Here is a 13037-nt window from a genome sequence, read left to right on the forward strand (position 1 = left end):
CTCTGGTAATGCTGGAGTAGCTGCAATAGTGAAGAAAGTTCCTGAATCTATAGGATATGTTGAATTGGCATATGCCAAATCTAACAAGATGGCAAGTCTAACTGGTAATGCGATTACTGGTCCTAGATCCATCACTATGACGTATGCCTATATTCAGAACCACGACAAGACTGCATTTCTTGACGCTACTGTAGACACAACTGCAGCAGCTGCGGCAGGAGCAATATCTACACTACCATCAGCAGATGGAGTGTGGAGTAATGTATCCATCAATAATGCACCTGGAGCAAATGCATATCCAATTGCCACATTCACCTATTTACTGGTGAATTCAAACCTTGAACAACTCAAGGGAATGGATAAACAAAAGGCACAGGATCTTGTACACATGCTCTACTGGTTTGTAACAGACGGCCAAAAATACTCGGCAAAACTATCGTATGTACCACTACCAAGTGCAGTACAAGACTTAGACAAGAAGGGTATTTCTGAAATAAAATTCAATGGCCAACAGCTCTGGGCATATCAATAAGGACACAATCCTTTTCTTTTTATTTTTAATTTCTCTAAATTTATTTGTCATATCATATTTTTGTTGCATATAGTGCCAGACATTTGTTATATTGTTAACAAAGATTCTATGGTGGTATACGAAAACTATTTGCACTTTGCTCAAATGAACGATCTGTCTATGATATATCGTGATTGTCTAATGCCAGATGAGAGCTGCAGAACCTGTGGAGGAGAACTTGCTAAACATCTGTGGTGCAGCCAGTGTAGGAAAACAATACAAAAAATATGTAGGTTATNGAAACTATTTGCACTTTGCTAAAATGAACGATCTGCCTATCATATGTTGTGATTGTCTAATGCCAGATGAGAGCTGCAGAATCTGTGGAGGAGAACTTGCAAAACATCTGTGGTGCAGCCATTGTAGAAAAACAATACAAAAAATATGTAGGTTGTGCAGCAAAGAAACACTCCAACAACAGCATACTGCATGTCTCTCTCTAGTGAACCTGAATTACCTGGCAAAAACTGCCATGGCAAATTAAAATCCTGACTTAATAAAAATAAGAAAAAGGGTTAGTTCTTAACTAACGACTGTCGTAATGTCACTTTCATCTTGTATGCTGTGAGAATTTCCTTGCATCTGTTTCTTATGGTGACCTCTGTTATTCCTGCAACACTTGAGACATCTCTTTGAAGGATGCTCTGTCCCAGGAGGGTTGATGCTATGTATAGATATGCAGCAGCCAACCCATTTGGTGCCTTGCCATCTGCAAGACTGTGATCAGATGTCTTTTCTGCAATTTCAGCAGCAAGTCTTTCTACACGAACTTCAAGCTTTGCCAGATTTGCTATTTTTGATATGTATTTTTCAAGAGTTACAACCGGTGCTGTTTTGGAACCAAGTTCCATGACCAGTGTTCTATAGTATTTTGCCGTTAGTTTGACATTGAGCTTTTCTTCCTTTGAACTTCCTGTTGCAGCACAGATCTCGTCAAGGGATCTTACAACATCGCATTGTTTGCATGCCATGTAAATTGTTGCAGCCGACATGCACGCAACTGACTTGCCTTTTGCGTCTGCCTGTCCCTGGAAGTTTCTATATATCATGGATGCTGACTCGATAACGTTTCTTGGCAATGACAGGGCATGACATGTTTCTCCTATCTTTGCTAGTATATTTGCAAGTCTTCGTTCTTCTGGAGATGCAACCCTTATCCTAGTCTGCCATTTTCTTAGGTTGTACATCTGATTTGCAACATCACTTGATATTGTTCTTCCACTGAAGTCTTTTGTTCCCATTGCAATCTCTGTCCTGATTCCCAAGTCATGTTGTGCATAACTTGTCTGTCCTGATGCTCTTGTCAACTTCATTTTTTCTTCAGGATTTGTTGCTCTTGATTCAGTTCCATAATCTGGCATCTGTTCCATTGCGACCAATCCGCAGCCAGAACAAATCTTCTCGCCACTGTGAACGTCGTCAATTAGATTAGAACGACATTCCGGGCAATTTGTTTGTAATTCTGTTATTGTGGTCATCTTCTTCTATTTCCTTTGAATCGTTTTGGTCTCATCACAGGAGTTTCTTCGACGATGAAAACCTTCTTTCCGATTTGTTTTTTGATATTGTTGGTAAGCGGAACTGCCGACGCATATGGTGCATCAACAGGACCTATCATTTCTGATACTTTGGCGACTTTGACTCCAGAACTGTCTACGACTATCTGGTTGTCTCTTAGATGTTTTGTGAGTCTAATGATGACTCTACCGCTACTCGCTAGATGTAATACTTCGCCTACCTCCTGCAATTGAATTCTCAACCAAATACTCGTATCAATAGAGTTCTGTCAAAATTACTTTAGCTGCAAGCTATAAACGATATTTACTTTGACTGTTTGGCTCTTTTTGAAACTAGCTTCTCAGAAATTGCAGAAATCATTTTGGATTTTGGCTGGGCTTTTGCAAGTGTGATATATCCAGACCTTACATATGGTCTTCTTGGAAATCTTACTTGATCATTTGTCTCTGTGGGCTCTAACCCTGCTGCCTTTGATGCAACAATTAATTCATTCAGAGACGGATCAAATATGCTCTTTTCACGAGATACTCTTCTACCCATTTTCTTTGAGATAGTTTTGTTGAAATAATCAAGCCAGATTACGACATGTTCGTAATCCTTCATCTTATCACTTTATCAAGATTGCATTTACTACGCCGTCTTGACCAGGTCTTGAAATTACCTTACATTGACCTGCTTCTGTTTCTAATATTGCACCTTTGGAAATTACTCCACGTCTTTCATAGTCTTTGTTTGATGGATTTTTTAACACCTTGAGAATTTTTAGTTTCTTAACTTTGGAACCTGGAACAGTCAAGTTAACAAGATCTGTTGTCTTCAATGAAGTCTTCTGATTTCCTCCTCTGGTCTTACGTGTTACAGTTACCTGTTCGCCTGGTACTGCCTCTACCGAATATCTGTCGATTTCATATTTTCGTCTGGATCTTAGTGGATATCTTCTACCACCAGTAATCTTACTTGTTGCAAGATTTTCCACAGATTTCTTCATGTTGATTCGATAAAGTAACTCTAATTTATACCATTTACAGGCAGCGCCACTATTTTTGGACCGATTATTGACTTGGTTGAGCCAAAGGTTCGGCAGATATTTGNTAGAGTCACTATTTTTGGACCAATTATTGACTTGGTTGAGCCAAAGGTTCGGCAGATATTTGGGACTGTTGTATTACGGCTTGAGTTGGAATTCTTACTTTTGTAAAGAGTTTCTGTTTGAGAAGATCTTTGTCCCCCTGTATGCCAAAATATTTCTGGAATTTTTCAGTAGTGTTGTAAATCTTTAGCCTTCCAACGTTTTGATGTTCGATATAGTCCAGTTGGTGCAATAGTTTCAGATGCATGTATACTCCAGATCCTCTTACCTCTACTAGTCTCTTTGAAGAGACAGGCTGCATGTATGCAATGTATGATAATGTCTTGAGTGTGGCTGTAGGCAAAAGTGGTTTTGATGCATATTTTCTAATTACTGTGTTAAACTCTGGCTTTAGCTGAAATACATAAGACCCATCTGGCAAACTGGCAACCTCTATTGCCTTAAAGACAGTCTTTGTCTTTTTCACTAGGTTTGTCATTAGGGCCAAGGTCTTGGTTCTAGACTCTGTTCCAGATGCCTTGATCAATTCCTCTATAGTTAGAGGTCTTCCTGCCGAATATAGTGCAGCCTCTAGTCTTGCCATTGCATCATCGTCTTCTATCTTTCCCATTTACCACATCAAGGTAGGTTGGAGTATACTTAAATGAAATTCCTACTTAGTGTTGATCTGATTGTAAATTTCTATTTTATCATTGAGACTATAATATCGTCTTCTGTCTGTTCAAGATCCACTTTCATGTCTCTTGCCAAAAACAGTATAGCAAAGAAACATCTGATTACGTCGATGAGCTCAAGTTCTGAGACTATGCTCTTAAAGGAGCCGTATCCTACCGTCTTTATCTTACTCATTATCAACTCCTCGTACTGTCCTATTATCTTCTCAAGGGAAATGAAATAATCGTCAAAATTAGGAGCCTCAACAGGCTCAAATTCTAACTGACGCCTACTTGAACGCGGGTTTGCTATTGTTCCAATGAGGTTTTCAAGAACTGATAACAATTCATCTAGTGTCACTGGATATGTAGACTCGTGCCTGTATGGCATGTTTATGACTTCGATATCAACATCTTCTCTCTGAGTGAGCGGTCTTTTCTCCATGGCTGCCTTTTGTAGTGCAAAGATACTCTCCACCTTCATCCGGTGTATCATTGCAGATGATAATGCTGCAATTCCTGCAACTCTGAGATCTTTTTTATCTGCCTGGCCTAGGATTTTGATCAAAATTTCTAGAATGCGTACTACATCGATGCTCCATACATCTTTTTTTGAAACATCAAGAGGACTAAACAGGATGTTTACTGGTGGCTGCGATATGCCTACGCTAGGATTCTCCTTGCTCACTCTGTTACTGCTCTTTTTTTGTTTATAATACGTGTGTTATCTACTCTTTTCTTAATTCAAGTCAAGAGTTTTCCTTTACACAAATCAAATATTGAACTAGATCTTGTATATTGCTGGAATTGGAAAAGAATCTTGAGAAATTTGATCTAGCTTGTACTTACCTGAAAAATGATCAAAATATGACGGCGCACAACATGTTCATGGATCTTGCTCAAAAGGAGATGAAAAACAACAGCTACAAAGCAGGAGTTTATCTCATATTGGCCTCTGAATGTAAATCAAGACAAAGAAAAGAAAGAAAAGATGAACTCCTAGAAGCAGGCAAGTACTATCTCAAGCTTGCAAAAAAGGACAAAAACAATTCAAATTATGCATATCAGTGTGCTGCCAGGTGTTTTCTTAGAGTAGGACACTATGATGATGCAATGAAGGCATTTGAAGAGGCTCAAAAATATACATATGAAATAGTTGAAGAGAAAAGGCCAATTGTTGTAGTTGATGATAGTCCAGCAATTTTGTTGAGGCTCAAAAGTTTTCTGCAACAATTAGGATATGATGACATACAAACAGTGGCAAACGGCAAATCTGCAATTAGTCTTGTTACAAAACTTGTCAAATTAAAACAAAATCCGATTGTATTGCTTGACATGGATTTACCAGACATAAAGGGAGACGCAGTGGCAAAGACTCTTCTTGAATCAAAACCTGACATGTCTATAATATTGATAACTGCTGATGAAAAATCAACACCACGTGTTAGAAAAACAATTGGCTTTGGTTCTACTGCATTTGTTCAAAAGCCGTTCTCAATTAATGAATTAAAGAATGCACTGGATACAGCAAAACTGTCTGAAATCAAGTAAGTAACAACATGGACATGTTGAGTAGATTGACATCCTTTATCTGAATCCCACCCATCTTGTAGTCTATTATTTGGTCAGAGAATTTTTCCACCACTCTTGCTGATGGGTTTTTTTCAGTTCCTTCTATTCTTAGTACCGTTATCATATTCCAGTCTCCATCTACAGTTGCAACAAAAAGATAGTTTGGTAATGTTTTGATGTAGTTCTTTATTGCCTCTGTTGTGTTTTCCATGGATCTTGTTATTTTGAGTTTGAGGAACAATGCTTCAAACTGATCATTTGAGGAAATTCCACTCAACACAGCTTTGTAACCTTTTATGATTCCATTTTTTTCAAGTCTTTCAATTCTTTTTCTGATGGTTCTATCTGATACATCTACGCCAAAATTTCTCAATTCACTTGCTATTTCTTTTGAAGGTGTTCTTGCATTCTTGTTGAGGATGTTAATTATTTTTTGATCAACTTCATCTAATGTAGACCAATTTTTATCCTCTGACATGGACTGTATCTACGTAAATGACTTTTTGAAGTTTATGATAATGGTCCCACGCGCAGGATTTGAACCTGCGANTTTGAACCTGCGACAACCCGGTTTCTGTAAGCCTGATAGGCTGAATGACGGTTAGCCGCTGGCCAACCACTACAGCCGGAAGCTCTACCAGGCTGAGCTAGCGTGGGACTGTTTCTCACGCAGTTTTTTCGTATTAAATAACTATCGATAATTCAATTTTTTTAAAAAATTTTGGATCATAATGCTAAATTTTTGACTGATCAAATTACATATAAACAGGAAAGAAATTCTCGATACTGTGTCGGGGGCTACGTCAGAGGGCGGATATGTATGTGTACCATATTTACAAAATAACGATTTTACTACTTTGAGGAATGCTTTTCAAAAATCTGATTCAATAGATGATATGTATTTTGCAACGGCTACATTTTCTGAAGATGGTCGAGCATACTTTCCTTCCCACTCCAATACCTATCTTCTTGCTAGATTCAAAAACCGCTCGCAAATGATGAGTGAGATTGAAAAATGTAATCTATCAACTCCGACATTTGTGTTTACAAAAAATGATGAGTTGTTCGAGAGGTTGACTAATGACAACCTCAACTTGGTTTCAATTTATTATCTTGAATATGGTGATACATTGTCTGATCTGTCAGACCTTGGGTTCATCGTAGCAAAACGTCATAGAGTACAAAGAGCAGATCTTGGAAATCTCAAACTGTCTACTACTCAGACTCAAAAATTCACTTTTCCATATGAGGGAAACCTTGTATTTCTTGAAGTCACAAGTGATAACAAACATCAAGCTGATAACAAGTACTGTGAAAAGACAAGAAAAGAAGTACAAAGAAAAGGAATTGGGATGACAAGTCTTCTTAATCTGTCCGTAATTGAGAAACTAAAATAGAATTTCTAAACTCTTTTCAAGAGATCAATTAAAAATCTAAACCATAGTAGAAAAGTTATATACTCTACCAAATTCTGTTTTGGTGATGAGTAAACCGTCTGAACTTGGTGCACTAAAAATTGGCTCTTACATACTGCTTCCAGTAGGCGGTCCAAATGAAGAGCCATGTAGAATAGTTGAATATGATACAAGTAAACCGGGAAAACACGGTGCGGCAAAAGCAAGAATTGTGGGAGTGGGAATCTTTGACAAGAAAAAATATTCTCATGTTTCACCTGTAAGCGCTCAAGTCCAAGTTCCACTCATTGACAAAAGAGTTGGGTCTATAATTTCAAAAACTCCTACCAGTGTCCAGATTATGGATTCTGAATCGTTTGAAGTCTTTGATGCACAACAAATTGAAGATGAAATCCAGGAAAAAGTTTTGCAAGGCGTAGATGTTGAGTACTGGAAAGTAATGGATAGAACTATTATAGTAAGAATCAAAAGTTAGTTTGGATGCTGATGATGACGAGAAAAGCCAACTGACCGCATGATGAAGATTATGAGTATTGAAGCATCCAGGCTTTTCAAATAGTAGAACAAGTTATACGATACAACTTGTATGTATGATACATGAAAGGATTGTGCCATATCTGTCTTGCATCTAATATGGACATCACAATTAAGGATAATTTGACCTTGTGTAATGACTGTATAAAGCGTGTAACTGAACTGGAAAAAAATTAATTGACTGGATCTGTTACTAGCTTGAATTGAAACTAGCATCTCTTTTTTCAGGTGGAAAGGATAGTACCTATGCAGTCTACAAGGCTAAGAAAGCAGGACATGATATAGAATGCCTTGTTTCAATATTTCCAAAATCTGAGGAAAGCCATCTGTTGCATTATCCAAACATGACATCTACATCGTTACAGGCAAAATCTATGAAAATTCCTCAGATCATATCTAGTACTAGTGCAGATGATCCTGAGACTGAAATCTGTGAATTACAAAATCTATTAGAAAAAGCAAAAAAGGATTTTGGAATAGATGGAATTGTTCNAACTGAAATCAATGAATTACAAAATCTATTGGAAAAAGCAAAAAAGGATTTTGGAATAGATGGTATTGTTCATGGTGGACTGTTCAGTGATTATCAGAGAGTACGTTTTGAAAGAATCGGAAACAATCTGGGACTGGAAATAATATCACCGCTTTGGCACGTAGATCAAAAAGATTATCTACAAGAATTATTGGAATCTGGATTCAAGTTTATCATAACAAGTGTAACGTCTGCAGGTCTAGATCAATCATGGCTAGGCCGAGAAATAACTCGGCAAGATGTAGAACAACTTGTAAAACTGTCAACCAAGCACGGCTTTAACTTGGCCTTTGAGGGTGGCGAAGCTGAAACGTTTGTAATTGACTGTCCACTATTTTGTTCTCCTATTGGAGTGATACAGGCAAATAAGATCTGGGATGGCTATAGAGGAAGATTTGAAATAACCGAAGCCATTTTAGAAAAACAATGCTAGATGGTTTAAAGACAGGCCTTAGAGCCGCACTAAAGAAAATAGTAAACTCTTCTGCAGTTGATGAAGGTCTAATCAAAGAACTTTCAAAAGATATCCAGAGATCTTTATTACAGTCTGATGTAAACGTAAAACTTGTTTTTCAAATTACAAAAAATCTTGAGGAGAGATCTCTTAACGAAACACCTCCTCCTGGACTATCTAGAAAAGATCACATTGTAAAAATTCTATATGATGAACTCTCGAAATTACTTGGAACTGAAGAACAATATGTATTCCAGCCTGGTAAGGTAAACAAGGTCCTTATGCTTGGAATTCAGGGTAGCGGCAAGACCACAGTTACTTCAAAACTTGCAAAACTCTTGACTAGACAGGGTTATAGAGTTGCAGTTGTTGGTGCAGATACCTATCGACCTGGTGCCCTTACACAATTAAAGACAATGTGTGAAAAAACAAATGTCGAGGTGTATGGTGAAGAAGGAAACAAGGATTCGCCTGAAATCGTAAAAAATGGACTAAAACATTTTGAGGGACAAAATTTTGATATTATTCTAATAGATACTGCGGGAAGACACAAAGAAGAAAAAGATCTACTTGATGAAATGACAAGAATTGGAGCTGTTGCAAATCCTGATCTTGCATTGCTGATAATTGATGGAACTATTGGACAACAGTGTTTTAGTCAAGCTGAAGCGTTTCACAAGACAGTTCCAGTGGGAGGCATCATAATAACAAAATTGGACAGTAGTGCAAAAGGTGGTGGTGCACTTGCAGCAGCTGCTGCAACGGGAGCGCAAATAATGTACATTGGAACTGGTGAAAGAATTGATGATCTTGAAAAGTTCTCCCCTACGCGATTTGTGGGAAGAATGCTTGGCATGGGTGACATTCAGGCATTGCTTGATATGGCAAAAAGACTTGAGACAGAAGGCAACGAAGACAGGCTAAAGAGAATCTCACATGGCAAAATGAACATGGAAGATTTCTATTTTCAAATTGAAGAAGCTACAAAGGCTGGGGGATTGCGTAATATCTTGGAAAATATGCCTGGGTTTTCTGGCATGGTAAAAGAAGATCAAGTTGAACAACAAGAACAACGAATGGAAAAATGGCGTTATATCATCCAGTCCATGACAAAGGATGAAAAATCTGATCCTGATTTGATAAATGCATCAAGGGTAAAAAGAATAGCACGAGGTTCTGGATGGCCAGAACATGAAGTAAAAGAACTACTCAAGGCATACAAGAATTCAAAGACCATGATGAAAGCTTCCAAGGGACGACAGATGCAAGGCATGCTTAGAAAAATGGGCTTGGGCTAGTGTTCTAAAAAGATGTATCTAAATATCTTGCATGGTATAAAGTAGAATATCTTGTTGAATGCCTACCAGTGTTATCAAGCACTAGGTCTCCAAGAAGGGGCCTCAATCAAAGAGGTAAAATCAGCCTATAGGAAACTTGCTCTACAATTTCACCCTGACAAGAATTCTTCAGATCAAGAAAGCACAAAATTCAAGATGGTAACAGAGGCTTATCAAATACTGCGTGCAGAATACAAGAACGTAGTAAAGTCTTCTGAGAAATACTATGACAAAGAATCAAAGAAAAGATCTGGATTTACTTCTGGAGCATATTCTTGGGGTGCAAGACACTCTGATAGGAATCCAAATGAAGACTGGACTAGGTATACAAAATACGCTGAAAATGAATATCAAGATTTCTGGAGACGTTATGAAAAAACCTTCTGGGATTACTATGAAAAAGTACGATCCGAAGTTAAAGTTGAAACTGAGTATATCCAAGTTGAAAATGATATTTCTGTTTCTGTAAATGTTGATCCTGGAAAATGCATCGCATGCTGTAGCTGTGAAACAATTGCACCCTCTGTATTTAGAGTAGAAAAAAATGTAAAGGTAAACCCAAAATCCAGGGTAATTAATGAACATGGGGCACATTCTGAAAAAATTCTTGATGCTGCACAAACATGTCCTACCAAAGCCATCAGTGTTTTGGATAAAGAAACCTGCAGAAGATTATATCCTTGGTAGATAACATAACTAAGATTAAAACACCTTTGTTTATTTGATACACTATTGAAAAAAACTAAGATGGATGCAGTAATTGATGAAACTAGACAGATTTTACGAGAATATCATCTATGTGATTATTGTATTGGAAGAATGTTTGCAAGTAAATTGCATCTAGTTTCTCATAAAAATCTTGGAGAGAAAATTAGAAAAATCATAAAACAAAGTAAACCAAAATCATGTTATCTCTGCAAGAACTTGATGCCTGAACTTGGGGTATTCTTGAACAAAATTCTTGACATGTCAAAAGAATATGAATTCTCGACATTTCTTATTGGTGCAATTCTCCAGCCGTCTATCTTGGATAGAGATGACATAATACGCTCTAAATTCAAACTTCGCGGCATTGCAGGAATAAAAAGCGATGTTACAAGAGAGATGGGAAAACAATTTGGGAAGAGAACTAGAACTAGAGTTGATTATCAAAATCCTGACATCGTATTTACAATTGATTTCAAAAAAGATCAATGTGACATCAAACCAAAAGCACTTGTACTACAAGGAAGATATACAAAAGAAGCAAGAGGAATCCCACAAAAACAAGAATCTTGCAATAGATGTGAAGGAAAAGGATGTTTTGCTTGTGACTTTCATGGCATATCTGGATACGATAGTGTAGAAGGTCATATTGCCAAGTTTTTGTTTGAAGANGGGAAAAGGATGCTTTGCTTGTGATTTTCATGGTATATCTGGATACAATAGTGTAGAAGGTCATATTGCCAAGTTTTTGTTTGAAAAATTTGGTGCTCAACAAGCCAAAATAACCTGGATAGGAAGTGAAGATGAATCTAGTCTTGTTTTGGGAAATGGAAGGCCATTTTTTGTCAAACTAGTAAATCCACACAAAAGAAAAACTGTATTGCCAAAAAAAATTAGGCTTGGTAGTGTATCCATCCTGAACCTGAGAGTTATCTCAAAGGTGCCAACTGAGCAGATAAAATTCAAGACAGACGTATTGCTGGATGTGTCTACTGAAAAAGATCTTGTTCCTGGATCATTGAAGGTGTTGGAAAGTCTAAAAGACATGCCTGTATCGGTGAATGAAAACCTGCCATGGAAAAACCAAAAAAGAGTCTATGATATCAAGATCAAAAAAATTGATACCAAGTCATTTACTGCACTATTGACATTGGATGGTGGAATACCTCTAAAGCGACTTGTATCTGGAACCCACATTGAACCAAGTATGAGTATATTGCTTGAAAATGTATGCAAGTGTACGACATTTGATTTTCATAAAATAGTCACTGGCAACTGAATTTTTTGAGTAATTATGACAAATTCTGATCGAATCTTTTGTTCTAGGTAAAACTAGCTAAAATCCATATCTTTGTGTCAAGCTTTTATTATAGTCAAATTCAATCTTGTTCCGTTGGATCCTTTACTTAGAGTGCATGAAGCTCACAAAAATGGACTGATTCCTGACAAGATTCATTCGCTAATCATAAAGAGATTTGAGGTAGCACTATCTGGAATACAAAGAATCGAGAAAGCCTCAGGAATCAATTTTCCTCTTGCATATGTGGAGCCATCTATCGTTGTATCTCATCCGTCTGCCGGCTCTTTTGATTATGGCATATTATTTGCAAGAACAATTCCTGTCATTTCAAATGATAGACTAAATGTCATTATCCAAATCACCGCACCACTTGTTGCATATGGCCTCAAAGGTACAATACATGCAATTTTGGCACACGAGTTTTTACACTATCTGGAATTGATTAGGAAGATATCTAAGATGGATATAGTATCAGACGAAATTAGCAGCAATATTTTTGAGAGTAATTATTCGGATTCTACACCAGACTCTCTGAACCAAGAGCCGTATTTGATGACAAGACTTTGCTATTGCATATAACCAAAAAATTTCCAGAGGGATTCAGAGACTATAAGCTAGAAGACAAGGTAATGAAATTCTGGATAGGAAAGAATTTTCCTGTCATAAACATAACAATGGATACAAACATAGCCAAAATTCCTGCAACCGCAATAGCAAATACTACAATTGATCCAATTCTTTTACAAAAACTAGATCAAATAGAACAAAAAGCCATTCGACTCAGAAAGAAAAAACTATACTAGTTATTGATTAAATTCGGTAAAACCACACTTGCCGCAACTTCGTCTATTTTTGTGGTTGGACATGAATACACCCTTGCCGCATCTTGAGCATTCTTTTTTTACTCTCTCTACTTTTTCTCCAGAAACTTTGTAATACTTGTATACTGCTGGGCTTGAACCTTTCTTTCCTGCCATTACTTGCTCTCTTCCTTTGGTGCCTCTGCTTGTTCTGCAGGTGCTTCACCTTCTGGTTTTACAGCTGCACCTTTTGCCTTTTCAATTCTTGCAAAGACTGCTGTCTTTAGATGTTCTTTGGCAAGTTTTTCATCTTCATATACGTAGAAACTTCCTGATACTACTGGTCTCCCAGTTTCGTTCTTCAACAATATTGGTATCACAATTTTTCCTTCTAGATTGAATTTCTTTGAGATCATGTCTACTGCCTCTAGTTTCTTTAGTCTACCAGAAAGGCCTTTGAAATTACATGTAATTTCCCTTCTAGACAGTAAGGGATTCTTTACATCGCGTGTAACTTCAATCATTGACATGTAATCCAAGTCCTTTTAATAGTTCA

16 protein-coding genes, 1 tRNA gene and 4 pseudogenes are annotated in these 13037 nt (G+C 37.3%); 11 read left to right on the forward strand and 10 right to left on the reverse strand.

The features are described 5' to 3' along the window. Positions 1-532 (forward strand): annotated as a pseudogene (locus DYY66_RS05820) (substrate-binding domain-containing protein); the annotation flags it as partial. A 554-nt stretch (positions 533-1086) separates the two neighbouring features. Here the strand turns inward: DYY66_RS05820 and DYY66_RS05830 are convergent. The 6 genes from DYY66_RS05830 to DYY66_RS05855 all read right to left on the reverse strand — a co-directional run bounded on the left by DYY66_RS05830 (position 1087) and on the right by DYY66_RS05855 (position 4520). Then, a complete protein-coding gene (locus tag DYY66_RS05830) occupies positions 1087-2049 on the reverse strand; it encodes a transcription initiation factor IIB family protein (protein WP_166286997.1) in 963 nt (320 codons plus the stop codon). Then, the gene (locus DYY66_RS05835; protein WP_255496180.1) at positions 2046-2330 is read right to left on the reverse strand and encodes an H/ACA ribonucleoprotein complex subunit GAR1; all 285 of its coding nucleotides are present in this window, start codon (positions 2328-2330) and stop codon (positions 2046-2048) included. Before DYY66_RS05835 ends, DYY66_RS05830 begins: the two co-directional genes overlap by 4 nt. A 62-nt stretch (positions 2331-2392) precedes the next feature. Beyond that, complete coding sequence (locus DYY66_RS05840; protein WP_166286999.1) at positions 2393-2692, reverse strand: signal recognition particle subunit SRP19/SEC65 family protein; 300 nt, start codon at positions 2690-2692, stop codon at positions 2393-2395. A 4-nt stretch (positions 2693-2696) separates the two neighbouring features. Continuing rightward, a complete protein-coding gene (locus DYY66_RS05845) occupies positions 2697-3077 on the reverse strand; it encodes a 30S ribosomal protein S8e (protein ID WP_166287001.1) in 381 nt (126 codons plus the stop codon). 127 nt (positions 3078-3204) lie between these two features. After that, on the reverse strand, positions 3205-3789 hold the full coding sequence (locus DYY66_RS05850; protein ID WP_166287003.1) for an SMC-Scp complex subunit ScpB: 585 nt from the start codon (positions 3787-3789) through the stop codon (positions 3205-3207). A 71-nt stretch (positions 3790-3860) separates the two neighbouring features. After that, the gene (locus DYY66_RS05855) at positions 3861-4520 is read right to left on the reverse strand and encodes a chromosome segregation protein ScpA (protein WP_166287005.1); all 660 of its coding nucleotides are present in this window, start codon (positions 4518-4520) and stop codon (positions 3861-3863) included. Between the two features lie 200 nt (positions 4521-4720). Between DYY66_RS05855 and DYY66_RS05860 the strand changes: the two genes are divergently transcribed. Continuing rightward, positions 4721-5383 carry a response regulator gene (locus DYY66_RS05860; protein ID WP_166287007.1) on the forward strand — a complete coding sequence of 221 codons (663 nt, stop codon included), beginning with the start codon at positions 4721-4723 and terminating at the stop codon, positions 5381-5383. Here DYY66_RS05860 and DYY66_RS05865 read toward each other — a convergent pair. Beyond that, positions 5376-5882 carry an Lrp/AsnC family transcriptional regulator gene (locus DYY66_RS05865; protein WP_166287009.1) on the reverse strand — a complete coding sequence of 169 codons (507 nt, stop codon included), beginning with the start codon at positions 5880-5882 and terminating at the stop codon, positions 5376-5378. The genes DYY66_RS05860 and DYY66_RS05865 overlap by 8 nt on opposite strands. A gap of 41 nt (positions 5883-5923) precedes the next feature. Further along, a tRNA-Tyr gene (locus tag DYY66_RS05870) sits at positions 5924-6061 on the reverse strand. Between the two features lie 131 nt (positions 6062-6192). On the opposite strand from DYY66_RS05870, the gene DYY66_RS05875 reads away from it, so the two are divergent. The 9 genes and pseudogenes from DYY66_RS05875 to DYY66_RS05910 all read left to right on the forward strand — a co-directional run bounded on the left by DYY66_RS05875 (position 6193) and on the right by DYY66_RS05910 (position 12484). Next, entirely contained in the window at positions 6193-6801 is a 609-nt protein-coding gene (locus DYY66_RS05875; protein WP_166287011.1) for a hypothetical protein, read from the forward strand. 85 nt (positions 6802-6886) lie between these two features. Further along, positions 6887-7294: a translation initiation factor IF-5A gene (locus DYY66_RS05880; protein ID WP_166287013.1), complete on the forward strand. Its 408-nt coding sequence runs from the start codon at positions 6887-6889 to the stop codon at positions 7292-7294. Positions 7295-7556: 262 nt separating this feature from the next. Beyond that, positions 7557-7845: pseudogene (locus DYY66_RS14265) on the forward strand (ATP-binding protein); the annotation flags it as partial. A gap of 1 nt (position 7846) precedes the next feature. Next, positions 7847-8318 (forward strand): annotated as a pseudogene (locus DYY66_RS14270) (diphthine--ammonia ligase); the annotation flags it as partial. Continuing rightward, positions 8312-9637, forward strand: a complete 1326-nt coding sequence (locus DYY66_RS05890) for a signal recognition particle receptor subunit alpha (protein WP_166287017.1) — start codon at positions 8312-8314, stop codon at positions 9635-9637. The pseudogene DYY66_RS14270 and the gene DYY66_RS05890, both read left to right, overlap by 7 nt. A 54-nt stretch (positions 9638-9691) precedes the next feature. After that, positions 9692-10363 carry a J domain-containing protein gene (locus tag DYY66_RS05895; RefSeq protein ID WP_166287019.1) on the forward strand — a complete coding sequence of 224 codons (672 nt, stop codon included), beginning with the start codon at positions 9692-9694 and terminating at the stop codon, positions 10361-10363. Between the two features lie 240 nt (positions 10364-10603). Further along, positions 10604-11052: THUMP domain-containing protein (locus DYY66_RS16160; RefSeq protein WP_394352585.1), on the forward strand; the 449-nt coding region annotated here is incomplete at its 3' end. Between the two features lie 35 nt (positions 11053-11087). Then, positions 11088-11660 carry a hypothetical protein gene (locus DYY66_RS16165; RefSeq protein ID WP_394352586.1) on the forward strand — a complete coding sequence of 191 codons (573 nt, stop codon included), beginning with the start codon at positions 11088-11090 and terminating at the stop codon, positions 11658-11660. A gap of 114 nt (positions 11661-11774) precedes the next feature. Next, positions 11775-12484, forward strand: a pseudogene (locus tag DYY66_RS05910) (hypothetical protein). Here the strand turns inward: DYY66_RS05910 and DYY66_RS05915 are convergent. Further along, positions 12485-12658, reverse strand: coding sequence for a 30S ribosomal protein S27ae (locus DYY66_RS05915; protein WP_166287025.1), 174 nt, complete (start codon positions 12656-12658; stop codon positions 12485-12487). It lies immediately after the preceding pseudogene. After that, on the reverse strand, positions 12658-13011 hold the full coding sequence (locus DYY66_RS05920) for a hypothetical protein (protein ID WP_166287027.1): 354 nt from the start codon (positions 13009-13011) through the stop codon (positions 12658-12660). Before DYY66_RS05920 ends, DYY66_RS05915 begins: the two co-directional genes overlap by 1 nt. Between the last annotated feature and the right edge of the window lie 26 nt (positions 13012-13037).

It is taken from the genome of Candidatus Nitrosotalea sp. FS, assembly GCF_011319475.1.
Classification (GTDB): Archaea; Thermoproteota; Nitrososphaeria; order Nitrososphaerales; family Nitrosopumilaceae; genus Nitrosotalea.